The organism is uncultured Alistipes sp., assembly GCF_910580175.1.
Classification (GTDB): Bacteria; Bacteroidota; Bacteroidia; order Bacteroidales; family Rikenellaceae; genus Alistipes.
This window is the reverse complement of record NZ_CAJTXD010000001.1, coordinates 37,719-61,479: the sequence shown is the minus strand read 5'-3', so window position 1 is coordinate 61,479 and position 23,761 is coordinate 37,719. Positions and strand designations below refer to the sequence as shown.

Sequence of the window (23,761 nt, the reverse complement as noted above, 5' to 3'; positions counted from 1 at the left end):
ACGCCGCAAACCTAAAGTTGGTCGACGCCTATCGACACGAACGCCGCAACTACGCAAAGCATAACAAAGAAACCATCAAAACGGAAAACTGCGAATTTGCAAAAGCAATCGTCCTGCAACAGACGCTGAAACGATCGCCCGCATGGACACCCGCCGTCCAGCGCGGACGCAAGGTCAAGATAAAATACAGTCTGCCCGTCCGCGAGCGATAATCCCGCGGCTCGACGAAAACAGAGAAAGACCTTGCCGCAGTGCGGCAAGGTCTTTCCTTATAACCGTCGCCCGACACGGATCAACGGCAAAAAAGTGCAGACGGGATACGGGGTCAATAGTTGGTCTTTTTCGGCTCGAAATAAGCCTGCGAATGCTGACATGCAGGGCAGACTTTCGGAGCCTCGGAGGCTTCGCAGACATAGCCGCAATTGCGGCACTGCCACCAGATTTTGCCGTCGCGCTTGAAGAAATCGCCCTCCGAAAAACGGCTCAACAGCTTCAGATAGCGCTCCTCGTGCTGCGCCTCGACGGTCGAAATCATGCGGAACGCCGTGGCGATCTCCGGAAAACCCTCCTCCTCGGCCGTGCCGGCGAAATCGCGGTAGAGCACGTCCCACTCCTCACGCTCGCCATGCGCCGCAGCCAACAGATTCTCCGGCGTGGTGCCGATCGGTTCAGCAGGGTAGGTGGCTGTGATTTCGACATGCCCGCCCTCCAGAAACTTGAAGAACCGCTCGGCATGTTCTTTCTCCTGCTCGGCAGTCTCCAGAAAGACGCCGGCGACCTGTTCGTACCCCTCCTTCTTGGCTTTGCTCGCAAAAAAAGCATAGCGGCTGCGCGCCTGACTCTCGCCGGCGAAAGCCTTGAGCAGATTCTGCTCGGTGCGGGTACCCTTGATACTCTTTCCCATGATCGATGATGTTGGTTGTTGATGTTTGCACGCACCTCTGCTGCAAATATCGCAACAAACCAAGGCCCAATAAGCCTGCAAGGCCTCATCGGCCCTTAAGGCGCACTTATAAACCCTTTCCGAGGAGTGCGCCGGTATCTTCGCGGAACAACCGATAGGCCGGCGGCAGGGACAAGGTGTCGGCCGCCTCGGGAGGCAGCACCCGAAAGCCGGGCATCGCCACCCACACCGGCACCGTCCGCAGCGCATAGGTCATCCGTCCGTCGGGATGACGCACGGCATCGATCTCCGCCACCAACCCTCCGTCGCAATAACGTTTACGCTGATTCGAGACGAAATTGCCGAGCGAGAACAGCACGACATGCGTCGAATCGGCCTCGCAGGGCTGCACCACATGGGGATGGTGGCCGATGATAAGGTCGGCTCCATGCCGCCGCAAGAAATCGGCCAAACGCCGTTGAGAAGCATTGGGCCGCCGCTGGTACTCGTTGCCCCAGTGGATGCAAACCACCGTACAATCGACACCCTCCCGACCGGCGGCGGCCAAATCGCGAGCCATACGCACCGTGTCGATGAAGTTGACCGTCGTGCCGCGCGGCACCGGCATGCCGTTGGTGCCGTATGTATAGTTGAGAAAGGCAAAGCGTATACCCTGACGCTCAACGTATAACGGATGATTTACCGCCCGGTCGAGACTGTCGGCGAAAACGCCCGTATGCCGCATGCCGCAGCGCGTCAACTCCTCGACGGTCGTCCGCACCCCGGCACCGCCGCCATCGCAACAATGGTTGTTGGCCAGCGTTGCCACATCGACTCCGGCCCGGGCCAGAGCATCGGCCAACGCAACAGGAGAACGGAAAAGAGGGTAGCCCGTATAACGAGACGAACGGGTAAGCGTGGTCTCCAGATTGACCACCACCAAATCAGCCGCCCGAAAACGAGGCAACATGGCGGCGAGCATTTCATCATAATCGAATCCGTCGTCCCGCCGGGCAGCAGCGATCTGCGACATGTGCTGCATCACGTCGCCCGTAAAAAGCAACCTGACCTGCACGGGCGCAGGCTCCTCCGCTTCGCGACACGCTCCGGACGGCGACGACCGGCCGCAACCGACCAAACAACAGAAAAACAGGCACAAGCCAACCGACAGACATCCTGGTTTCATCCTCCTGCAAACGATGGATTTCACTCCGTTCAACCTTGTTTTTCTTTTTTGGGGAACCACCCCCTGGCCACGCGCCGGCGCTGCTCGAACAACTCGCCGATCGACCAGAACGATGAAGCGCCCCACACGGCCAGCAGCGTCGACCACAGAATATGCCGCACGGCGACCGATGCCGTGACAGCCGCGATGCCCATCACGAGAAAAACCCACCAGCACCGCACGCCGAAATGATATTCCCCCTTGATGACCAAAGGATGGAACAACCCGATGATGAGGAATGTAACCACCCCGATGACCAATCCGGTCAAATTATATTGAGCCAAAAAATCCATAATCGAATATTCGAATAAAAATCCGCAGGCATGTCCGCCGACCGACGATCGGATGTGAGCACCCCCGCTGAATCGTACAAAGATAATAATAAGCCGAGGGGCAAACAAATAAAATTTGTTTGCCCGAGGCGAAGTATCTTGGGCAAAGCCAATATACAAATAAGCGAGAGCCAAAGCAAGCTCGCTTGCATTTTGCCGAGCGCGAGTATCTTATGCTGAACCAAAATATAAAAAAGCGGGCGATTCCAAGAGGAACCGCTCGCAAAAAAGGAATAGGATGCGAAATCAGAAGTTGTACTGCACCATCACGTTGACACGGTTGGCGTGGTTCTGGACGCTGTTCATGTCGTAACGACGGCCGTAGAGGTATTCGGCGGCCAGACGGCAGCGTGCGGAAGCCTTGTAGAAGATATTGCCGAAGATATACTGGCCCTGGCGATACTCGGTCTCGGAGAAATAACCGTGCTTATGCTCTACGCGCACCATCGAATAACCGCCCGAAAGGAAGACCTTGCGCGAGAGATTGATCTGTGCGGCGGCCTGCCAACCCCACATGGGCATGGTCTGGATCTGCTCGGCGTTCTGCGGATTGGGCGTGAAGTCGAGACCCGAACCGGTAAGATCCTGGATGTAAGGCGTGATGCCCTGGCCGTAGACGCCGTTCATAAAGAGTACGACGGGACGAGCTACCTTGATGCGGCCGCTGAACTGAGCGCCCCAACCCAACAACGAAGTGTTGTTGCCGGTGCGCACGTTGTGCAGGTACATGTTGCGGACGACACCCGAAGCGCGGATGTGGCTCTCGCGGTTGTTGCCCCAAGAAAGCTGGAGGAATGCCGGGAAGTCGGGCACGCGCTGACGCAGCGCAGAGAAGTTATCGTTGTAAGTGCCGCTCACATGGGGCATTTCGGCAGCCACACCGAACGTCAGCCGGTCGCGGGCGAACGTTACCTCGTAGCGGATCATCGTGGCGAAGTTGAAGTTGTAGGCGTTGGGACCCAGGTAATCGATGGTCGTGGGCGCCGCCTGCAAATCGCAGAACGTCGTCACGTCACGACCCAACGTGAAGCCCTTGGCCGATACATAAGCCGAACGCACACGAGGCGTGTAGCTGCCCTCGCGACCGCCGCGGAAGTCGGCATCGAAGAACACCACGACACGGCCTGCACCCGTATTGGTAATGGCTTTCAGGAAGACGCGCGAGGTGGTGGCGTCCATCATCAGCTTCTGGCGCGTGCTGTAATTGCCCGGAATGGGAATGTCGTAAGGCACGAAATCGATGTTGTCCGAAATGCCCTTGAAGTCGTAACCGGCGCGCAGAGCCACCGTACCGCCCACGGCGAACGAGAAACGGTTATTCTTCGTGGCGAAGACGAACTGCGGTTTTTCCACCTGCTGGAACCCGGGACGATGGGTGTCGATATAGTCTTGCGTGGCGTTGGTTACCGTTGCGCGGTGGAGTGCAGCGGTCTCGCGCGACGCGCAGCCGCAGCCGATGGTTTCGGTCTCCTGGGCGGCGATCAGATAGACCGTGGGCGCATACTCGCCCTCCTGGGCCTGGTTCGGATAGCGCTGAGCCGATGCGGAAGTCGCGAGCAGCAAAGCCGCAGTCAAAAGTCGAAATGTTTTCATAAGCCGAATAAAATTTGGTTTTTTAATAAAGCTTTCTCGTTTTTAGTTTTTGGAATACAACGGGTTAATATTCATCCCGCAAATTAGCAAGTTGTATGCCAAAGGACAGCAGCACGAATCGGATTCGCAGGAGGATGCCCAAAAATTGCGTTCTTCCGCACAACTGCATGACGATGCCCGAGAACAAACCGTGAGCGGACTTGCTTTTGCAAGCGGCTTGCGCTATCTTTGCATCGGCAGACCGGCCGCAGCCGCACGACCTTCGCTTCCGGCATCCGGTTTGCAACCGCTCCTGTTATATTTATTTTATAGGTATGCTCTATTCGATCGTCATTCTGCTGGCCCTTTGCGCCGTGGCAGCCGACCGCCACCACCTCCGGCGGCTGAAGCGCGAAGGCGTCGGCCCGCTGCGCCGCAGGCTCTTCATCGCATGGGCTGCGCTGACCGACTCCCTGCCTTTGATCGTGGCCGTCGCCGGCCTGCTGCTCCGCGACCATTCGACCGCCTACATACACTGGACGATGTGGATATTTTGGGCCTGGATGGTCGCCATATTTTCACGGATCGGCTTCTACGCGTTCAACGCATTGCATCGGCCCCGGCTCGGCGTACTGGCGGGCCTCGGCATCGCCGGCATCATGGTGTGGGGCGCTACGGCAGGACGTACGACGTTGCATATAAACGCGATAGAAGTATGCTCCGACCGGCTGCCGGCCGGTTTCGACGGGCTGCGGATCGTCCAATTTTCCGACCTCCACGTCGGGACGCTCGTACACCCCGACCGCGAACTGAACCGGCTGATCGACAGCATCAATGCCCTGCATCCCGACCTGATCCTCTTCACGGGCGACCTGGTAAACATCCGTTCGAGCGAATTGACACCTGCCGTCCTGCAAAAATTGGGCGCACTTGCAGCGCCGGTTTACTCGGTCACGGGAAACCATGACACGGGCCGCTACATCAAGGATACGGTTGCGCAACCTGCGGACGAGAGTCTGGCGCAAGTGATCGAACGGCAGACGCAGGCAGGGTGGCATGTACTACAAGACACGACCGTTTACCTGCACCGCGAGGGAGACAGCATTTCGCTGTCGGGCATCTCGTTCGATCCGGCATTACACCGGCAACGCCACGCCTCGCAACTGCATGTCGCGACCTTGGACAAGACCTATGCAGGCGTGCCCGACTCGCTTTTCAACATCACGGCCGTGCATCTTCCCCAATTGTGGCCGCAAATTCTCGAAACCGGGCACGGCGACCTCACGCTGGCGGGACACGTGCATGGCATGCAGATGAAGATCGACCTTTTCGGCCATTCGGTTTCTCCGGCATCCTGGCTCTATAAACGCTGGAGCGGCCCCTACCGACAAGACGGCCGCACGCTCTACATCAACGACGGCATAGGCTGCGTAGGCTATCCCATGCGACTCGGCGCCTGGCCCGAAATCACGCTAATTACCCTGCGGAAATGTTCGTGACCCTCTCTGTCGCCACCACGGCCGACGGCTACATGGACGACACCTCCTCCGAACGGCTGCTGGTCTCCACGCCGGAAGACCTGGCCGAAGTCTACCGTCTGCGCACCGGATACGACGCCATTCTGGCGGGTGCCGAAACCCTGCGGCGCGACGATCCGTCGCTGCTTCTGCGCGACGAAACGGCCCGCAAGCAACGCACAGCCCGCGGGCTGCGTCCCGATCTGACCAAAGTCACGCTTACCGGCTCCGGGCGGCTCGATGCGACCCTGCGCTTCTTCACTACGGGCGATGCCGACCGCTATGTCTTTTCCCCCCGGCCGCTCCCTGAACTGGCCCATGCGGCGACCGTCATTTCTGCACCGAAGCCTCTGTCGGCCTGCCGGATCGTGACCGAACTGGAAAAGCGCGGCATCGGCCGGCTTTTCGTCGAAGGCGGGGCGCAGGTGCTCGGCATGTTCCTGCGCGAAGGTCTGGCCGACACGCTGCGGATAGCCGTAAATCCGGCACTACGACTCGGGGCAGGGCAGGGCAGGGCACATTTCGCATTCGAACCGCCCGAAGGCACGCCCTGCACATACGAAAAGTTCGGCAACATGGACGTCCGCACCTGGCGGCTCCGGCCCGACACCACGGCCGACGACTTGCATTTTCTGCGCATGGCCGTGAACGAAAGTCTCGAGTGCACGCCTTGCGCCACATCCTACTGCGTAGGTGCTGTGGTCGTGACGCCCGACGGCCGAATTTTCCGGGGCCATACCCACGAAACATCGCCCACGCACCATGCCGAACAAGAAGCCATAGCCAAGGCCGAAGCGGCAGGGGTCTCGCTGCACGGAGCCTCCATCTATTCGTCGATGGAACCCTGCTCGACCCGGGCCAGCGAACCCGAAAGCTGCACCGCAATGATTCTGCGCCACGGATTCGCCCACGCAGCGTTCGCCCTCTACGAACCCGACCGGTTTGCGGAATGCCGGGGAGCACTCACGCTCCGCGAAGCAGGCGTACGGGTGCAATACTATCCGGAACTGGCCGAACAAGTGCGCCGGGCGAATGCTCACCTATGGCAATAAACAGACGTATTTTGTTTCCATAAGGACATAAAAATGGTCTAAACTACCGATAAGTGCCGCAACCTGCGGAGTTATCGCTATATTTGCTACCTACAATTCAATGAACACTATGAAAATAGCAGTCAAGACCTTCGTCCCGGCAGCCTCGCTTCTGTTTTTCGCACAAGCAGCGGCCCAGCAACCTGCCGCCACGCTGTCGCTCGACGAAGCGATCGCCGTCACGCTGGCCGACAATCCGGCCATGAAGGCAGCAGAATACGAAGAACGGGCCGCCCAACAGGAACGCCGCGCGTCCATCGGTCTGCGCATGCCCCAGATCAGCGTCACGGGCGCTTATGCCTACATGGCCAAAGACATCGGATTCGACTTCAACGAAATGAAAGGCCCGGTGCAGAATCTTGCGGGCCAGGTGCTCGGCAGCGGCATGGTGCCGCCCCAGTACATCCCGCCGATCCAGCAACTCATCGACCCGATTCTGGGTGCCGACTGGTTTCTTAAGGTACAAGACCGCAGTCTGGGCTTCGTAGGCGGACAAGTGACCATGCCCATCTGGCTGGGCGGCAAGATCAACGCCGCAGGCCGCGCCGCGAAGATTCAGGAGCGCACAGCCATCGAACAAGGCAACCAGACGCGCAACGCCCTGATATCCGAACTGGTCGAACGCTATTTCGGACTCTCGCTGGCCATGCAAGTGGTCGACGTCCGCCAACAGGTAGTCGACGGCGTACGCAAACACCTGCAAGATGCCATAGCCCTGGAACAGAACGGCATGATCGCCAAGAGCGAACGGCTTTATGTCGAGTTCAAGTTGGCCGAAGCCGAACGCGAACTGGCCAATGCGCGCCTACAGGTGCAGACCATATCGAGCGCCCTGCAAAACACGCTCAACCGCAACCAAGAGTTGCTGCCCGTTACCTCGATGTTCATCGTGGACAAGATCGAAGACCTGACGTTCTATCAAGCGCAAGCCGCAGACCGCAACCCTCTGCTGAACCAGGTAACGCTCAAACGCGACCTAGCCCAAGAAGGCGTAAAGGTACAGCGCAGCGCTTTCCTGCCGCAAGTCGTGGCGATGGGCGGCGGCTCGTTCTACAACTATCAAGTGGCCGGTCTGGTGCCCCGCTGGGCCGTGGGCGTAGGAGTGAACATCAAGATTTTCGACGGTCTGAACCGCGAATACAAATATTCGGCGGCCAAGCAGACCGTACGACGGGTAGGAGAGTTGCAGAACAAAGCTGAAAAAGACATCTCGGTGCTGGTCGAGCAACTCTACAACCAATTGCAGAACTACCGCAACCAAATGACCTCGATCGATGCCTCGCTGGCATTCGCCGAAGAATATCTGCGCATGAAAAATGCCGCATTCCTGGAGGGTATGGCTTCCTCGTCGGACTTGATCGACGCCGAACTGAACCTGGCCGGCGTACGTGCCGAACGGTTGCAGGCAGCCTTCAACTATGACAAACTTCTGGCGCAGCTGCTCGAAGCCGCCGGATTGAGCGAAGAATTCCCCGCCTATGCGCGCCGCAGCGACGCCCGGCCTATCCTTTTCGACAAAAAATAAAAGACAAACGATATGAAACGCAAAAACATCATTGGAATCGTAGCCGCAGCAGCGGTCATCGTTCTGGCGGTCGTGCTCATCAGCCGCTATCTGACCAAGCACACCCCGATGCTGATTCAAGGCACGGTCGAATGCACGACCTACAAAGCTTCGTCCAAGGTTCCCGGACGCATCGACTGCATGAAAGTAACGCAAGGACAACACGTCGAACAAGGACAATTGCTCTACACGCTTTCGACACCGGAACTGGACGCCAAACTGCAACAAGCCGAAGCTGTGAAAACGGCCGCATCGGCATTGGACGCCGCAGCCGTAGCGGGTGCCCGCATCCAACAGATCGAAGCGGCCCTGAGCATGTGGGAAAAGGCGCAGGCCGGGCTGGAACTGGCGCGCAAGACCTATGAACGGGTAAAGAACCTCTATGACCAAGGTGTCGTACCGGCCCAGAAACTCGACGAAGCCTCGGCCAATTACAACGCCATGAAAGCCACGGCACAAGCCGCCAAGGCACAATACGACATGGCCAAAGACGGCGCCCGCAAGGAAGACAAGGCCGCAGCGGCCGCCAAGGTGCAGCAAGCCGAAGGTGCCGTCAACGAAGTGGAATCCTACATCAGCGATGCCATGGTCTATTCGCCCGTGACCGGCGAAGTGTCGACGATCATCGCCGAGACGGGCGAGCTTGTCGGCAGCGGCTATCCGGTGGTGGCCATCCTGGACACGAGCGACATGTGGGTAACCTTCAACATCAAGGAAACCCTGTTGCCGGCAATCAAGATCGGCACCCGCATGTGCGGATATATCCCGGCCCTGGACTACACCGTAGAATTCGAAGTGACCTACATCTCGGTGCAGGCCGACTTCGCCACTTGGGCTGCGACCCGCACGCAGGGCGGTTTCGACATCCGCACGTTCGCCGTCAAGGCCAAGCCGGTGGGCGGCATCATGAACCTGCGTCCGGGCATGAGCGTACTGGTCGACTGGGATCAATTCAACGAATAGGCGGATGGGCTTCCTGCGCAATACTTTCGCAGTGGTGGAGCGCGAGATGCGACGCCTGCGCCGTCAACCCATGTACGGGGTGCTGATGGTGGCGCTGCCGCTGACGTCGTTCATCTTTTTCGCGATCCTTTTCCACAAGGGCGTGGCGCGCGACATTCCGATCGCAGTGCTGGACGAAGACCATTCGACGCTTTCGCGCAAGGTTACCCAAATGATCGAGGACACACCCACGGCCCAGATAGCTTACGGCATCCAGTCGATGGAGGAAGGCGAAAGGCTGATGCGCGAAGGACGCATATCGGCCGTCGTGCAGATTCCGGCGTTCTTCGAAAAAAACATACTGAGCAACACGCAGACCCATCTCGAAGCCTACATCTCGGGCAGCAACATCACGGTAAACGGCCTGCTGTCGAAAGACATACAGACCGCCGTGACCATGTTCGGAGCGGGCATTCAGATCCAGCTGCTTACCAAGCAAGGGCTGACCGAACGCCAGGCCATGGCGCAGCTGCAACCCGTGCGGTTCGACAAACACGTGCTGTTCAACCCCTACATCAACTACGGGTACTACCTCTCGCCGAGCTTCATGCCCATGATGATGCTTATCTTCATCGTCATGGTAACCGTCTTTTCGATAGGCACCGAGCTGAAAAACGGCACGGCCCGCGAATGGCTCCGCACGGCCGACGATTCGGTCGGTGCGGCCCTGCTGGGCAAACTGCTGCCCGTGACGGCGGCGATGTTCCTGCTGTCGCTGGTCATGTTCACGATCATTTTCAAGGTCGTAGGCGTACCGCTCAACGGCAGTCTGACCCTGATTCTTGCGGGCACGCTGCTTTTCATCGTCAGCTATCAGTCGATCTCGGTATCGATCGTCTCGCTGATGGCCAACCTGCGGCTGTCGCTCTCGCTGGGCGGCGGATACTCGGTGCTGGCCTTCACGTTCTCGGGTCTCACATTCCCGATCATGGCCATGTATCCTGCCATGCGGGTCGTCAGCAAGATTTTCCCGTTTACCTACTACACCGATCTGTTCGTCGACCAGATGCTGCGCGGCGCACCGGCCATTTGCTCGCTGCCCGACCTGGGGGGTATGGCATTGTTCATCGTTTTACCGCTTCTGTGCCTGCCGCGCCTGCGGCGCATCTGCACCGAAGAAAAATTCTGGGGGAGGTCGTAGCATGAGCCGTTTCTTAAGACAAATCGAATCCTACTGGCAACAGTTGCGCTCGGTCATGAGCAACGAATACCGCACGATCTTCTCGGACGGCGGTGCAATGTTGATCTTGATCTTCGCACTGCTGATCTATTCCACGGCCTATTCGCTGGCCTATGCACCGCAAGTCCTGCGCAACGTGCCGATCGGCGTGATCGACCAATCGCAGACCTCCACGAGCCGCAGTCTGGTCGAATCGTTCAACGCCGGCCCCAACACCTACGTGGCCTACAATCCTACGGACATGGAAGAGGCCAAAAACCTGTTTTTCGACCGCAAGATCTACGGCGTAGTCTACATTCCGTCCGACTACGAGGAGAAACTGCTCGGCGGACAGCAAGCCGTTGTGGCGATCTACTGCGATGCGAGCTATTTCCTGATGTACCGCCAAGTGTTCCAGGAAGTCGTTACCTCGATCGGCAAAACGGGAGCCATGGTGGAATTCCAACGCCTGATCGCCAAAGGGGCCAACATTCCGCAGGCCCAGGCCGTTACCCAACCGGTAATCTACCAAGCACACAACATCTTCAATCCCTACTTGGGCTACGGGACGTTCGTCATGCCGGCGATCATCATGGTAATCATTCAACAGACGATGCTCATCGGCATCGGCATGATCGGCGGCACGTGGCGCGAACACGGCCTCTATCACAAGCTCTGCCCGCCGGCCCGCCGGCGCATGTCGACGCTGCCGATCGTGGTGGGGCGCGGTCTGGTCTACCTCTCGATCTATGCCGTTACCTGCTTCTATGTGCTGGCACTGCATTACCGGCTGTTCCACTATCCGATGAACGGCGCGACAGGAACCATCCTGCTGTTCCTGGCCGTCTACATGATCGCCTGCATCGCCTTGAGCATCGCCGTATCTACGCTGTTCCGCTATCGGGAAAACTCGTTGCTGCTGCTGCTCTGGACTTCGATCCCGCTGCTGATGCTCAGCGGCGTATCGTATCCGCGCGAAGGCATGCCCGACTGGCTCTACAACTTCGGTCAGATATTTCCGAGCAGCCACGGCGTGAACGCATTCATCCGCATACAGACCATGGGCGCATCGCTCTCGGAGGTTTTCGACGAAATCAAGGCGCTCGTCATCCTGGGAGTCGTCTACGGCGGTCTGGCCTGCATCGGAATCCACCTCGTGCTCAAAAAAGAACAAGCGGATCGCTGCGGACAAGACGCCGAATAGAACCGTCCGTCGTACGATCGCAATACGCAATCGCCCCTGCGGAATTTTTCCAGCAGGGGCGATTCCATGATCGAAGCATAAGAACCGGCAGGAGGTGCGGCGAATCCGCATCGGCTATCTCGGCCCGCCGCGGAAACCGCCCGGAGGAGGCCCGCCGGCCCCCGGGCCCATCATCCCGCGGCGCGGAGTCGGCTGCTCCATTCCGTAGTCTTTCATATTCCTGGACCCTTTCTTGCCGAAGTGACGCAGGTTGTAGGTAAACTGCACCATGTAATAACGGCCCACGACGCTGTTCGTCGCATTCTGCGTCCAACCCGAACCTACGGTGCGGACGAATGCCTTGTTCTGGTTGAACATGTCGTTGACACCGATCATGATCTCGCCCCGATGGTTGCGGAAAAGTTTCTTGCCGATCCAGGCGTTGCACAACAAATAATCGTCGTTGTAATCGTTGGTAAAACCGACATACTGCGTATAGGCAGCACTGGCAGTAAGCGTGAAACCCAACGGGAAAACGACTTTCAAAGTTCCTTCGGCCTTATGGCTGAAGTAACGGTTCTTGCCGGCGGCAGCATTGAGCGAGTTTTTAGCCTCGTTGTAAGTGCCGTTCCACGAAAGCGTGAAATCCACATTCTCTGAAATGTTGCTGCCCAAGACGGCCCGGAAATCGTAACCCATGTTGCTGGTCTCGTTGCGCACGCCGTCGATCCGGCTGGGCGTGAGCGTATAGATCACGCCGGCCATGACGTTGAAATTGCTCTTGAGGAACCCGACGGGCAGACCGTAGCTGACGTGGGTCATCAAATTCCAATAACCGCTCATGTTTACCGGCCGCGAATACTGAAGATAGGAATAATTATCGTTCACACCCGGAATAGACACCGTACCATTATACTGTACGTCGTTGGTAATGTAGTCCGAAGCGGCCTGCATGGAAAACATCCACATGAACGTGCGGCCCTTTTCCACGTTGGAATTGGTATAATGGAAATTGACCCGATGGTAGTAGGAGGGGTTCAGATCGACATTGCCGCTCGAAATATACTGCGCATCGGAGACATCGAAAATACTCTGCAACTGCGACACCGAAGGGTTATCGGTATACGACGAGACGAACAGCCGCAACGAATTCTCGCGGTTGATATTCAACTGGCCCATCATGAAGTAAAGCACATTGTTGTAATTATGCTTGATTTTCTCGGCATCGGTCTGCATGACCCGACCTTCGAGCGACGCACGCTGATAGTAGACGTTGGCAACGAACGTATTGCGCTCCTTGGAGTAGCGGAAACCGGGGCCGACACGCTGGGTCAGATAATTGCTCTCGTAGGAATTGGACAACGACGGCTCGTAGGGGAGACCTGCGATCGAAAAATCGGCGCCCGTGATGTAGCTTTTGTTGTCGCGCTCCTGGTGGTCGTACTCGGCACGATACTGCACCGAGACCTGCGCATGTTCGGCCACCGGCTCGGTATAGGTAAACTCTCCGCGCAACGAATGGCTGCGCGACGGAGCCAAGGTGCGCAAATACCGCAACTGGGTATAGCTTTTTACCTCCTCGGTAACCGGATCGACATAACTCCCCGTAGGATTCCAACCCCACGGCACATCGCTACCGTCGGGACGTACCGGCGAAGCGGCCATAACGTTGGAATAGGAATCGGAGGAATTAGTGAAATCCGAATAACGGAACATCCCGTCCAAAGTGATCGTACGCCCAACCTTGCCCAACTTGGCACGGTAGATGGCGTTGGTGCGGATATTGTAGCCGTGGCGGGTTCCCTCTTTGAAATTGTCGGTGGGGGAGTAGCCGCTCTGGCCGTATTGCCACCCCTGCGTCCGGCTCCACGGGTCGTTGGACTGGTAGCTGAACCCGGGACGGATCATCAGATTCTGATTCTCCGAAATTTTCCACTCCAAACGGGCGTTGAAACGATGGTTGTAGGCCTGCGTATCGGAATAACCGTTGGTCGAAAGCGTATCGGCCATCGGCGTGGCATACCATTTTTCGACCGTCGAACGGTTTTCCGTATCGGTGTTATTGAAAAAATAACTACCCTGGAACGACACCTGATCGCGCTTGCCCCACGTATCGGAATAGTTGACACCCAACGCATTGACGCTGGCCACGCCATCCTGCGGCCGCACCATATACTGACCCACGCCGCGACGACGACCGCCGCCCGTGCTGCCCGACACGCCGAGAATGTCTTCGAACGAGAAATTCTGCTGGTTCACATTGTTGAAAAGCCCGATGACCGATATGCGGCTATCGCGGTTGAAAATATTCACGTTGCCACCAGCGATGTATTTGAACTTATCCTCGGTTTTGGTGTCGGCATCGTAACCCAACCCGGCATAGACCTTGCCGAACTGCCCCTGACGCATGTTTTCATGGGTCACGATATTGATCGCCTTATAGCCTTCGCCATCGTCCATGCCCGAGAATTCGGCGGCATCGCTCAACTTGTTGTACACCTCGATGCGGTCGACCGCCTGCGCCGGCAGCGACTTGATGGCCGTAGTGACATCCTCGCCGAAGAACTCCTTGCCGTCGACAAAAATCTTCTTGACCTCCTCGCCCTGGGCCTCGACCGTGCCGTCGGTGATCGTGATGCCGGGCATCTTCTTCAAAAGGCCCTCCACATCGGCATCGGCCACGACCTTGAATGCCCCGGCATTGTAACTTACCGTATCGCCCTTCTGCGAGGTACGCAGCGCCTTGACCTCCTTGACCACGGTCTGTATCTGCACGCCGGGCTTCAACCGGATGTCGCCGATATTCTGCCGCGCAGCCGAGACCGTAAACGTCGTATCATAATTATTATACCCCAAGAACGAAACGGACAAGGTATACTCGCCATAAGGAAGCGACGGAATCGAGACCGCACCCCGATAAGCCGAAGTGAGATACTGTTTCTTCTCCGGAGCTTTCACGGGCGCGACCGTCAGGACGGCACCGGCAACCGGCTCTCCAGTCTCTTCGTCGAGAATCGTCGCCGTGACGCTGCCTTTCTGGGCAAACGTAACGGCTGCAATCAAAGTAAGCAGGGTGGTAAGCAGTATTTTTTTCATTTCTGATGATATGTTGCTGAAATGCACCGCGAAGATAACTTAATTTCCATTTCATCCGGCCCATACGGGGGCGAATCGACAAAAAAAGGGTGTCAGCCGACTGAACCGACACCCCGATGCAACCTTGGCAACGCAAGCGGGCTACTTGTTCGCCTGGGAAGCACGCTGTTTTGCGCAATCCTTGCCGCCCTGGCCCTTACAACCTTTGGGCTGCGCGCAGCAGCCGGGTTTGCCGTCCTTGCCCATTTTGCCACGATGCGCACCCGGCTTGGGGCCTTGCATCTGCGACCACTTGACGAACTGATCGGTAGTGAGCACAGACTTCATTTTCTCGGCCTCGGCACTGCGGTTCTTGCGCATCTGCTCGCGCATGGCCTGCATCTGCTGCACCTGCTGCAAATTGATCGTGTAGACCTCTTTGGCCTGCTTCTCGTTCAAACCCAGCTCCTTGGTCATACGCTCGGTGCGGCGCTGCGCCATCTGCTCGGCCGTGGGGCGCTCCTTGGGCATCGTCTGGCCCTGGAGGTTCTGTTTCTGTGCGAAAGCATCCGATCCGACCAGCAGACAAAGCGCTGCGGCAACTGCAAAAATACTCTTTTTCATGACTCTGAATTTTAAGTGATGTAGTCCGTTTATTTTCGAAACCCTTTAGTTCGGGTCTCCGATGCAAAGGTAGGGCCAGAATAAAAAACCCGAAGCAGGACTTCGGGTAAAACGGACGGAAGCACGGGTCAACCGACTATTCGGCGGGGCGAACCGACCGCAGCCACGCCTTGAACTCGGGTACCCGGGCCTTCGAAATGATAATCCGCTCGGGAGTAGGCACCTGTAAGGAGAGCGCCAGGCGGCTGCCGAACCACACGACGATATCCCGCACGGCACGGCGCGAAATGATGAACTGCCGGTTGGCCCGGAAAAAATCGGACTGCGGCAACAGAGACTGCAAAGTTTCGAGCGTCCGATCCAACGGATAGGACTCGCCGTCGAAATCGCAGGCCGTGACCTTCTCGTTGGAAGTATAGCAATAAGCGATCTTGTCCCGGTGCAACGGAATGATACGGTCGCGGACATGCACCAGAAACGTCTCCTCGCGGCCGGACGCCATGGCCTGCACGCGCGCACCGTAATCGTGGCGCTCGCTGCCGGTCAAACGCCGGAACTTGTCGATGGCCCGCCGCACATCGGCGCCGTTGAGCGGCTTGAGCAGGTAGTCGATGCCGCTGACCTTGAACGCATCGAGGGCGTACCGGTCGTAAGCGGTCGTAAAGATGACGGGCGCCACGATCTCCACGGCATCGAAAATACGGAACGAATCGCCGTCGGCCAGGTGGATATCCATGAACAACAGATCGGGCTGCGGATGGGCGCGCAGATAATCGACGCTCTCCGTCACGCTTTCGAGCGTGGCGACGATCTCCACGTCGGGCGCCGTCTCGCGGAGGATGGCCCGCAAATTGACGGCAGCGGCGGTTTCGTCTTCGACGATCAAGGCTCGGATCATAAGGCAGGGTTCTGGAGCGGCACGCGCACGATGAATTCGGTATCGGTATCGACGACAACGATCTCCCGTCCCGTAATCAGATGAACCCGGCTGCGCAGATTCTCCAGTCCGATGCCGGTGGAAGGTTCGGTCTCCAGCTTGGGAGCCTTGGGGTTGGCCACCTCCAGATAACCATCGCGCACCCGGATGGCGATATGCAGCGGCCGGACAGTAGTGATCGCATTGTGTTTCACAGCATTGCCCACGAGCGGCTGCAACGAAAGCGCCGGCAGCAGCCAGGTGCGGAACTCCTCGGGCACGTCGACATCGAAGAAGAGTTTGTCGGCATAACGAATCTTGAACAGATAACCGTAGGCCTGAATGAAATCCAACTCCTCGCCGAGCGGGATCAACGTATTCTGTCTGTTCTGAATGATATAACGGAAAGTATAGGAGAGTTGGTCGATGTAAGTAAGGGCCTTGTCGTGGTGCTTTTCCCGCACGAGCATCGACAACGAATTAAGCGAATTGAAGAAGAAGTGGGGATTGATCTGCCCAACGAGCATGTTGTAACGCGTGGTCAGGTACTCGTTCTTGAGCTGCTCGTTCTCCATGGCGACGGCCTGCTGCTGCATGATGAGCACATAGACCCAGCCGTAAAGCATCGACACTACGACGGCGAACGAACATTTGAGCAACAGCACGTAGTCGAGCATCCGCGGAGTCATGAAATTGAAAACCAACCGCCCGGTGCGCCATTCGGTAACCGGAGCCACAAAATAGAGTCCTGCGGCCGCGACCAAACACCAGACGCAGCGCACGATGAAGCGCCGCCGGGAATAACGGAAACGCACCGGTGTGAGAATGGACAGCAAGATGAACGAAATCAAGACATAATAAATCAACTGCAACGTCAACACGACGCTTTCTGCCGGACGCTTGAACAACGACCCGTAGTCGAATTCGGCGCCGTTGCGCCGCAACACCTTGCCCATCACGGGATGAGCGAGCGGAACATGCGTAACCGAAACCTCTGCGACCAAGCTGTCGCCGTCGCGCAAGCCCAACCGGCGAATGCGCTGCATAGGGACATAGATGCTGTCGCCGCCCGAATAAAGCAGATAACCGTGGCCGTCGGGCGAGACATGCAACGCCCCGCACTGCAATCGCTCGGCCTTGCGCAAGACCTCCTCGGGCGGAGGCGGGGGGGCGGGGTCGTTCTTCTGGTCGACCAGCAGAAGCAGCAGATAGGAGAAATTCACGACCAGGCTGACCGCCACGGCGACCAGCAGATTCAACAAGATGTTGGAACCGGCATGCAGTTTCATTGCGCTACTCCTCTTTGAACCACGACGCGTAAAGCATGTAGTCGTGCGCCGTGCGCCGGATGATCTCGTCGCGCTGCTCGGGTGTTACTTCCTTGACTCTCTTCGCCGGAACGCCTGCATAGACCGAATTCGGCTCCAACTGCGCATTGGAGAGCACCAAAGCCCCTGCGGCAATGATGCAACCCGAGGGAATCACGGCGTTATCCAGCAAAATGGAACCCATTCCGATCAAGCAATTGTCGCCGATGCGGGCACCGTGCACCACAGCGTTGTGGCCGATCGAAACGTCGTTGCCGATAATGGTCTGCGACGGATGCTTCGCCCCGTCGTAGATGGTGTGCAACACTACGCCGTCCTGGATGTTGGTGCGGTCGCCGATGACGATCTTGTTCACGTCGCCGCGCAAAACGGCATTGTACCAGATCGAGCAGTCGCGCCCCACGGTCACGTCGCCCAACAACACGGCCGTTTCGGCCAGAAAGGTATTTTCGCCTACCGCAGGCTCGTGGCCGCGGATTTTTCGAATCAATGCCATAATCTTATTCGCTTTTTTTGGCCTCCTGCCACAACTCCTCCATGCGGTCGAGCGGCAGCTCGTGCAAGGTCTGTCCCTGGGCTGCGGCCTGCTCCTCCATGTAATTGAAACGGCGGATGAACTTTTTGTTGGTACGCTCCAATGCCGATTCGGGATCGACGCCGTAGAGCCGGCAGGCGTTGACGAGCGCAAAGAGCAGGTCGCCGAATTCGGCCTCCAGATCGGCCGGCGTCCCCGATTTCATTTCGGTCTCCACCTCGCCGATCTCCTCGCGCACCTTGTCCCACACCTCCTCGCGCCGCGGCCAGTCGAAACCGGTCGCAGCAGCTTTCTCGCCCACGCGGAACGCCTTGACCAAAGCTGGAAGCGACTGCGGAACACCGCCCAGGGTGCCGCTCTTGCGGTTTTTCTTGCGGAGTTTGAGCGCCTCCCAATTCTCCTTTACCTGGTCGGGCGTGTTGGCGTGGATATCACCGTAGACGTGCGGATGGCGATAGATCAACTTGTCGCACAACGCGTCGGCAACCTCGGCGAAATCGAACGCCCCGACCTCCTCGCCGAGTTTGGAGTAGAAGACCACGTGCAACAGCAAGTCGCCCAACTCTTCCTTGATGCCCTCCATATTATGGTCGGTAATGGCATCGGCCAGCTCGTAGGTCTCCTCGATGGTATTGCTGCGCAACGAATCGAACGTCTGCTCCCGATCCCACGGACACTCGCGACGCAGGGTATTCATGACTTCCAACAGCCGCGCCGTCGCTGCCAGTCGTTTATCCTGTTCCATAAGACAATTTATTTCGAAGCAAAGGTACTACATTTTCAAAAAGGGGCCTACTATTTCGCCCGAATATTTGGCCGTTTTACTGGAATAGCCTAACTTCGTGGAACGTGATCGCCCCTTTTCCCGCATCCCTATGAAACCATTTCTGCTCGCCGCTTCGCTGCTGCTCATCGTCCGCGCCTCGGCCCAACCTGCTCCTGTAATCCTTGCTCCGGCCGAAGGCCGCTTCGTGTTCGGCCCGGCGACGACCGTGGCCGCCGACGAAACCCTCCTGCCACTGGCTCGCTATGCCTCCGAATATCTGGGGTGCGAGGTGGAGCAGCGCATGACGGGCGAAAGCGTCGTGGTGCTGACGCTCGAACCGGGCGAAGCCTCGGAAAGGTTTCGGCTCGACATCGCGTCCGACCATATCCTCATCGGCGGAACAAGCCCCGGGGGAGTTTTCAACGGACTACAAGCCCTTTTCCGGCTGCTTCCGCCCGAAATCTACGCCCGCCAAGGTCTTCCGGCAGGCACGGCGCTGCCCTGCGGCCGGGCCGAAGACGCTCCGCGCTACGGCTATCGGGGCATGCTGCTGGACGTGGCGCGCACGTGGATGGGCATCGACGAAGTGAAACGCTGCATCGACCTGTTGTCCTACCACAGCATCAACAAACTGCACTTCCACCTGACCGATGACGAGGGGTGGCGCATCGACATCGAATCGCACCCTGAACTGGCTCGGATCGGCGGGTTCCGCGGCGGCGACTCGCCCGTGGTGGCGGTCTACGGCAAATGGCCGGAGAAATACGGCGGCTACTACACCCAGGAACAGATGCGCTCGCTGATCGAGTATGCGGCCCTGCGCAACGTGGAAATCATCCCCGAAATCGACCTGCCGGGCCACAGCCGCTGCATAGGCTCGCTGCACCCCGAAATCCGGTGCGCCTATCCGGCGGACACCGCAGCGACTGCCGGCACGGACTACCGGTCGGCGTGGTGCGTGGCCCGCGAGGAGAACTACACGCTGCTGGAAGATATCCTGGACGAAATCTGCGCACTCTTTCCGTCGGAATACATCCACATCGGCGGCGACGAAGTGGAGGTGTCGCAATGGGAAAAATGCCCCGACTGCCAGGCTTTGATGCGACGGCTGCGGATCGACGACCCGCACCGGCTGCAAGACCGCTTCATGGATCGGCTGACCGCCATGCTGACGGCCCGCGGCAAGCGCCCGGCCGTGTGGAACGAAGCGGCTGCAAGCGGGGCATTCACGCGGGAAAGCCGCGTGCACGGCTGGGAGAGCGTCGAAGCCTGCCGCAAAGCCACTGCCCAAGGCTATCGCACGGTCATCATGCCGAGCGAGTGTTTCTATTTCGACATGCGTCAGACACCCCGCGAGGAGGGGCACAGCTGGGCTTCGATCTTCGACGCCCGCAAGACCTTCGGATTCGATCCGGCACAACGCGGCTTTTCTGAAGAACAACTGCACCGCGTGGAAGGCTACGAAGCGGCTTTCTGGAGCGAAATCTATGTATCGCACGAACCCGAAAAACCCGACTACATCGATTACATGTGCTTCCCGCGGCTCTGCGCCCTGGCCCGCATCGCCTGGAACGGCAACAGCGAGGGATGGGACGCCTATTATAAAGAACTCGTTTCCGAGCACTACGACCGCATGGCCGCAATGGGCATCGGGTTCCGCCTATTCCCGCCGCAGCTGCGCTACGAAGACGGTGTTTTCACAGCCGCGACGGACGACGGCGCTACGATCTTCTACACCGTGGACGACGGCAAGCCCCGGCGCTACACCCACCCGCTGCACACCTCCGAACCGCATCGCTATCGCTTCTGCTCGCACTACAAGACGGGCCGCAGTCCGCAGGTGGCGGATAAATCCTACTACCGCACCATCGCCCCGAAACTCCGGATCAGCTCGTCAATGCCCGAAAGTCCGAGAGCGTCCTACACCCGTGCGGCGGAGTATCGCAGCACCTCGCGAACGCTGCGCACCTGCCGCAAGGGCGACTGGATACTTTACACGTTCGAAAAACCGGTCGCCAGCCGCGAAATGTATTTCCAGACGGGCCACCTGCAACTGCCGAAGACCCAGATCACGACGGGATATGCCGAAGTATCGTTCGACGGCCAGCATTTCGAACGGGCCGGCGACCTGGAAAACGGCAGCATCCGCCTGCATCCTGACCGGGCGATCCGGGCCGTGCGGCTCGTGTCGACCTGCCACGGCAACGGCACGCCCTATGTGACGATCCAACCGCCGCAAATCAAACCGAATCTATAACTCCACCGGCGGCAAGCCCGCAAACACGAACCCCGCAAACCTCAACGGATTGCGGGGTTCGCCGTAAAGTAGAAGGAACGTATCAACTTCTGACCGTGGCGCCGCAACGGCTTTCGAACTGGGCCGTCAGGTTGGCCATCACGCGTTCGATCGTCCGCTCGTCGAGCGTGCGGCTCTTGTCCTGCAAAATGAAACTCAAGGCGTAGGACTTCTTACCCTCGGGCAGCTTGTCTCCCTCGTAGACATCGAACAACGCCACGCTCTTAAGCAACTTGCGCTCCGCAGCGAAAGCCACCTCGCGCAAAGCCGCAAAAGAGACCTGCTTGTCGACTAACAACGCCAGGTCGCGCTTTACCTCGGGGAATTTAGACAACTCCTCGACGACGATCCGATGTTTCCGGGTCGATTTGACCAGCGCATCGAAATTCATCTCCAGGAAATAGACCTCCTGCTTGACATCGAGCATACGACGGATACGCCCGGCGACCGTGCCGATCCGCAACAACTCCTTGTTGCCGAGCGACATCGACAATCCCTCGCCGAACAAATCGCTCGCGACGCTTTCGGTCTGCAAAGCATAGATGTCGATGCCGAAGCGGTGCAACAATTTCTCGGCAACGGCACGCAGAGTAAAGAACGATGCCTTTTCGGGCTTCGCATTCCACGACTGCGCAGTCGCGATGCCCGTGACGGCGATCGCCAAACGATATTCTTCGGAATAGGCGGCCAACGGATTTTCGTCGGTGCGTTTCCCTGCATCGTAGAAATAGCAATTGCCGAACTCATAAAGTTTCAAATCGCCGTTTTTGCGGTTGGCATTCAAAGCGACAGCTTCCAACATGTTGAACAGCAAGGTTTGCCGCATAACATTGAGATCGGCGCTCAACGGATTGAGAATCCGCACGCAACGCTCCTTCGGGCAGGAGGCGAGTCCCTCGTAGTAGGCCCCCTTGGTCAGCGAATTGGACATGATCTCCGTAAACCCGTTGGCCGTCAGAAAATCGGCCGCCAAATTCATCAACTTATTGCGGTCGGGCTGCGGCGCAAAAGAGAGCGTGGAACGCACGCAAGAGGGTATTTCGACGTTGTTATAACCATAGATGCGCAAGATGTCCTCGATCAGGTCGGCCTCGCGCTGCACGTCGACCCGATAAGGCGGCACGGCCACAGTCAACACACCCTCCTTCTCGGCCACGATCTTCACTTCGAGCGCCGCAAGAATCGCACGCACGGTTTCGCGGGAAATCTCTTTGCCGATCAAGGCGTTTAGCCGGTCGAACGAGAGATCGAACACGAAATCGGCGATCGGGGCGGGATAGAGGTCGATGACGTCGCTGGAAATCTTACCGCCGGCCAACTCCTTGAACAACAAGGCGGCACGCTTGGCAGCATAAACCTGTAAATTGGGATCGACGCCGCGCTCGAAACGGAACGAAGCATCGGTATTCAATCCGAAACGCTTGGCCGTCTTGCGCACCCATACCGGATTGAAATAAGCGCTCTCGATGAAAACGTCGACCGTCGAATCGCTGATGCCCGAATCCGCCCCGCCGAAGACGCCGGCGATGCACATCGGACGCTCGGCCGAGCAGATCATCAGATCCTTCTCCGTGAGCTTGCGCTCCACGCCGTCGAGCGTCACGAAAGGCGTGCCCTCGGGACACGTGCGGACGACGACCTCGCCGCCCTCGATCTTGCGGGCGTCGAACGCATGAAGAGGCTGTCCCAACTCGAACAACACAAAATTAGTGATGTCCACAAGATTGTTCTTGGGATTGATGCCGGCCGCCCGCAGGCAATTCTGCATCCACTCGGGCGAGGGGCCGATTTTACACCCTGTGACGGAGACGCCCGCATAACGGGGAGCCGCCTCGGCGTTCTCGACTCGCACCTTGAGGTTCGAGTCGTGGCCGTCGGGCGCAAAAGCCGACACATCGGGCATGCGCACCTCGGTTTTCTGTCCGCGGGCGGTCAAGTAGGCCGCCAGGTCGCGGGCCACGCCGATATGCGACGCCGCATCGACGCGGTTGGGCGTGAGTCCTATTTCGATGAGGTAATCGTCTTCGATATGCAGGTACTCGCTGGCCGGCATCCCCACAGGTGCGTCGGCCGGCAACTCCATGATGCCGTCGTGCGAAGCCCCGATGCCCAATTCGTCCTCGGCGCAAAGCATGCCCAACGACTCGACACCGCGGATCTTGCTGCGCTTGATCTTGAACTCCTCGTCGCCGCCGTCGGGGTAGAGCACCGCACCGACAGTCGCGCAAAGCACTTTGAGACCGGCCCGGCAATTGGCCGCACCGCAAACGATTTGCAACGGCTCGGCGGCACCCACGTCGACCTTCGTGACATGGAGATGGTCGGAATCGGGATGATCTTCGCAAGTCAGCACTTCGGCGACCACCACGCCACGAAGTCCGCCCTTGACGGTTTCGACCTTGCCGAAACCCTCGACCTCCAAGCCGATGTCGGTCAGAATTTCCGCGATCCGTTCGGCCGGAAGATCGGTTTCGATATAACGCTTGAGCCAGTTATAAGAGATATTCATATGTTTGGAAATTTACTTGTTCGGCCAATAAATAATCGAACAAAGATAACGCAAGTAGAGCGCAAAAACAAACATATTCGCATTTAACTGACACACCCCGCCGGGAAAGGGAAGACAAGCCTGCCGTACGACAAAAAAAAGAGAGAAACTCTTGCACAAAGAGTTCCTCTCCCGGAAACCGACA

Annotated in this window: 19 protein-coding genes; 8 read left to right on the top strand and 11 right to left on the bottom strand. The window is 58.1% G+C overall.

The window, feature by feature from the left end; translation table 11 throughout:
• Positions 1–17: 17 nt before the first annotated feature.
• A complete protein-coding gene (locus QZ298_RS00285; RefSeq protein ID WP_296004519.1) occupies positions 18–212 on the top strand; it encodes a hypothetical protein in 195 nt (64 codons plus the stop codon).
• A gap of 113 nt (positions 213–325) precedes the next feature.
• Here the strand turns inward: QZ298_RS00285 and rbr are convergent, their stop codons facing one another.
• The 4 genes from rbr to QZ298_RS00265 all read right to left on the bottom strand — a co-directional run bounded on the left by rbr (position 326) and on the right by QZ298_RS00265 (position 4,033).
• Complete coding sequence (gene rbr, locus QZ298_RS00280; RefSeq protein WP_296004518.1) at positions 326–904, bottom strand: rubrerythrin; 579 nt, start codon at positions 902–904, stop codon at positions 326–328.
• Positions 905–1,010: 106 nt separating this feature from the next.
• A complete protein-coding gene (locus QZ298_RS00275) occupies positions 1,011–2,093 on the bottom strand; it encodes a CapA family protein (RefSeq protein ID WP_296004516.1) in 1,083 nt (360 codons plus the stop codon).
• A 5-nt stretch (positions 2,094–2,098) separates the two neighbouring features.
• On the bottom strand, positions 2,099–2,401 hold the full coding sequence (locus QZ298_RS00270) for a DUF4491 family protein (protein WP_296004514.1): 303 nt from the start codon (positions 2,399–2,401) through the stop codon (positions 2,099–2,101).
• 285 nt (positions 2,402–2,686) lie between these two features.
• A complete protein-coding gene (locus QZ298_RS00265; protein ID WP_296004512.1) occupies positions 2,687–4,033 on the bottom strand; it encodes a DcaP family trimeric outer membrane transporter in 1,347 nt (448 codons plus the stop codon).
• Positions 4,034–4,347: 314 nt separating this feature from the next.
• Here QZ298_RS00265 and QZ298_RS00260 point away from each other — a divergent pair, with 314 nt between their 5' ends.
• The 6 genes from QZ298_RS00260 to QZ298_RS00235 all read left to right on the top strand — a co-directional run bounded on the left by QZ298_RS00260 (position 4,348) and on the right by QZ298_RS00235 (position 11,549).
• Positions 4,348–5,511, top strand: a complete 1,164-nt coding sequence (locus QZ298_RS00260) for a metallophosphoesterase (protein ID WP_296004510.1) — start codon at positions 4,348–4,350, stop codon at positions 5,509–5,511.
• Complete coding sequence (locus QZ298_RS00255; RefSeq protein WP_296004508.1) at positions 5,502–6,581, top strand: dihydrofolate reductase family protein; 1,080 nt, start codon at positions 5,502–5,504, stop codon at positions 6,579–6,581. The genes QZ298_RS00260 and QZ298_RS00255 overlap by 10 nt, the downstream gene beginning before the upstream one ends.
• A gap of 109 nt (positions 6,582–6,690) precedes the next feature.
• Positions 6,691–8,145: a TolC family protein gene (locus QZ298_RS00250; protein ID WP_296004506.1), complete on the top strand. Its 1,455-nt coding sequence runs from the start codon at positions 6,691–6,693 to the stop codon at positions 8,143–8,145.
• 12 nt (positions 8,146–8,157) lie between these two features.
• Entirely contained in the window at positions 8,158–9,147 is a 990-nt protein-coding gene (locus tag QZ298_RS00245) for an efflux RND transporter periplasmic adaptor subunit (protein ID WP_296004504.1), read from the top strand.
• A 4-nt stretch (positions 9,148–9,151) separates the two neighbouring features.
• Positions 9,152–10,327 carry an ABC transporter permease gene (locus tag QZ298_RS00240; protein ID WP_296004503.1) on the top strand — a complete coding sequence of 392 codons (1,176 nt, stop codon included), beginning with the start codon at positions 9,152–9,154 and terminating at the stop codon, positions 10,325–10,327.
• Position 10,328: 1 nt separating this feature from the next.
• Entirely contained in the window at positions 10,329–11,549 is a 1,221-nt protein-coding gene (locus tag QZ298_RS00235; RefSeq protein ID WP_296004500.1) for an ABC transporter permease, read from the top strand.
• 114 nt (positions 11,550–11,663) lie between these two features.
• Here QZ298_RS00235 and QZ298_RS00230 read toward each other — a convergent pair whose 3' ends face one another.
• The 6 genes from QZ298_RS00230 to mazG form a co-directional block, all read right to left on the bottom strand.
• Complete coding sequence (locus QZ298_RS00230; RefSeq protein ID WP_296004498.1) at positions 11,664–14,624, bottom strand: outer membrane beta-barrel protein; 2,961 nt, start codon at positions 14,622–14,624, stop codon at positions 11,664–11,666.
• A 141-nt stretch (positions 14,625–14,765) separates the two neighbouring features.
• Positions 14,766–15,227: a DUF4890 domain-containing protein gene (locus QZ298_RS00225; protein WP_296004496.1), complete on the bottom strand. Its 462-nt coding sequence runs from the start codon at positions 15,225–15,227 to the stop codon at positions 14,766–14,768.
• Positions 15,228–15,363: 136 nt separating this feature from the next.
• Positions 15,364–16,122, bottom strand: coding sequence for a LytTR family DNA-binding domain-containing protein (locus tag QZ298_RS00220; RefSeq protein WP_296005122.1), 759 nt, complete (start codon positions 16,120–16,122; stop codon positions 15,364–15,366).
• Complete coding sequence (locus QZ298_RS00215; RefSeq protein WP_296004495.1) at positions 16,122–17,432, bottom strand: histidine kinase; 1,311 nt, start codon at positions 17,430–17,432, stop codon at positions 16,122–16,124. The genes QZ298_RS00220 and QZ298_RS00215 overlap by 1 nt, the downstream gene beginning before the upstream one ends.
• 4 nt (positions 17,433–17,436) lie before the next feature.
• Positions 17,437–17,967: a gamma carbonic anhydrase family protein gene (locus QZ298_RS00210; RefSeq protein WP_296004493.1), complete on the bottom strand. Its 531-nt coding sequence runs from the start codon at positions 17,965–17,967 to the stop codon at positions 17,437–17,439.
• A gap of 4 nt (positions 17,968–17,971) precedes the next feature.
• Positions 17,972–18,751 carry a nucleoside triphosphate pyrophosphohydrolase gene (gene mazG / locus QZ298_RS00205; RefSeq protein WP_296004490.1) on the bottom strand — a complete coding sequence of 260 codons (780 nt, stop codon included), beginning with the start codon at positions 18,749–18,751 and terminating at the stop codon, positions 17,972–17,974.
• 130 nt (positions 18,752–18,881) lie between these two features.
• Here mazG and QZ298_RS00200 point away from each other — a divergent pair, with 130 nt between their 5' ends.
• Complete coding sequence (locus QZ298_RS00200) at positions 18,882–21,029, top strand: beta-N-acetylhexosaminidase (RefSeq protein WP_296004488.1); 2,148 nt, start codon at positions 18,882–18,884, stop codon at positions 21,027–21,029.
• Positions 21,030–21,111: 82 nt separating this feature from the next.
• On the opposite strand, the gene pheT is transcribed toward QZ298_RS00200, so the two are convergent.
• The gene (gene pheT / locus QZ298_RS00195) at positions 21,112–23,577 is read right to left on the bottom strand and encodes a phenylalanine--tRNA ligase subunit beta (protein WP_296004486.1); all 2,466 of its coding nucleotides are present in this window, start codon (positions 23,575–23,577) and stop codon (positions 21,112–21,114) included.
• Positions 23,578–23,761 lie beyond the last annotated feature (184 nt).

Coding starts and splice junctions, on each gene's coding strand:
- rbr (WP_296004518.1), bottom strand. CDS start 904: ATGGGAAAGAGTATCAAGGGTACCCGCACCGAGCAGAATCTGCTCAAG.
- QZ298_RS00270 (WP_296004514.1), bottom strand. CDS start 2,401: ATGGATTTTTTGGCTCAATATAATTTGACCGGATTGGTCATCGGGGTG.
- QZ298_RS00265 (WP_296004512.1), bottom strand. CDS start 4,033: ATGAAAACATTTCGACTTTTGACTGCGGCTTTGCTGCTCGCGACTTCC.
- QZ298_RS00260 (WP_296004510.1), top strand. CDS start 4,348: ATGCTCTATTCGATCGTCATTCTGCTGGCCCTTTGCGCCGTGGCAGCC.
- QZ298_RS00255 (WP_296004508.1), top strand. CDS start 5,502: ATGTTCGTGACCCTCTCTGTCGCCACCACGGCCGACGGCTACATGGAC.
- QZ298_RS00250 (WP_296004506.1), top strand. CDS start 6,691: ATGAAAATAGCAGTCAAGACCTTCGTCCCGGCAGCCTCGCTTCTGTTT.
- QZ298_RS00245 (WP_296004504.1), top strand. CDS start 8,158: ATGAAACGCAAAAACATCATTGGAATCGTAGCCGCAGCAGCGGTCATC.
- QZ298_RS00240 (WP_296004503.1), top strand. CDS start 9,152: ATGGGCTTCCTGCGCAATACTTTCGCAGTGGTGGAGCGCGAGATGCGA.
- QZ298_RS00235 (WP_296004500.1), top strand. CDS start 10,329: ATGAGCCGTTTCTTAAGACAAATCGAATCCTACTGGCAACAGTTGCGC.
- QZ298_RS00230 (WP_296004498.1), bottom strand. CDS start 14,624: ATGAAAAAAATACTGCTTACCACCCTGCTTACTTTGATTGCAGCCGTT.
- QZ298_RS00225 (WP_296004496.1), bottom strand. CDS start 15,227: ATGAAAAAGAGTATTTTTGCAGTTGCCGCAGCGCTTTGTCTGCTGGTC.
- QZ298_RS00215 (WP_296004495.1), bottom strand. CDS start 17,432: ATGAAACTGCATGCCGGTTCCAACATCTTGTTGAATCTGCTGGTCGCC.
- QZ298_RS00210 (WP_296004493.1), bottom strand. CDS start 17,967: ATGGCATTGATTCGAAAAATCCGCGGCCACGAGCCTGCGGTAGGCGAA.
- mazG (WP_296004490.1), bottom strand. CDS start 18,751: ATGGAACAGGATAAACGACTGGCAGCGACGGCGCGGCTGTTGGAAGTC.
- QZ298_RS00200 (WP_296004488.1), top strand. CDS start 18,882: ATGAAACCATTTCTGCTCGCCGCTTCGCTGCTGCTCATCGTCCGCGCC.
- pheT (WP_296004486.1), bottom strand. CDS start 23,577: ATGAATATCTCTTATAACTGGCTCAAGCGTTATATCGAAACCGATCTT.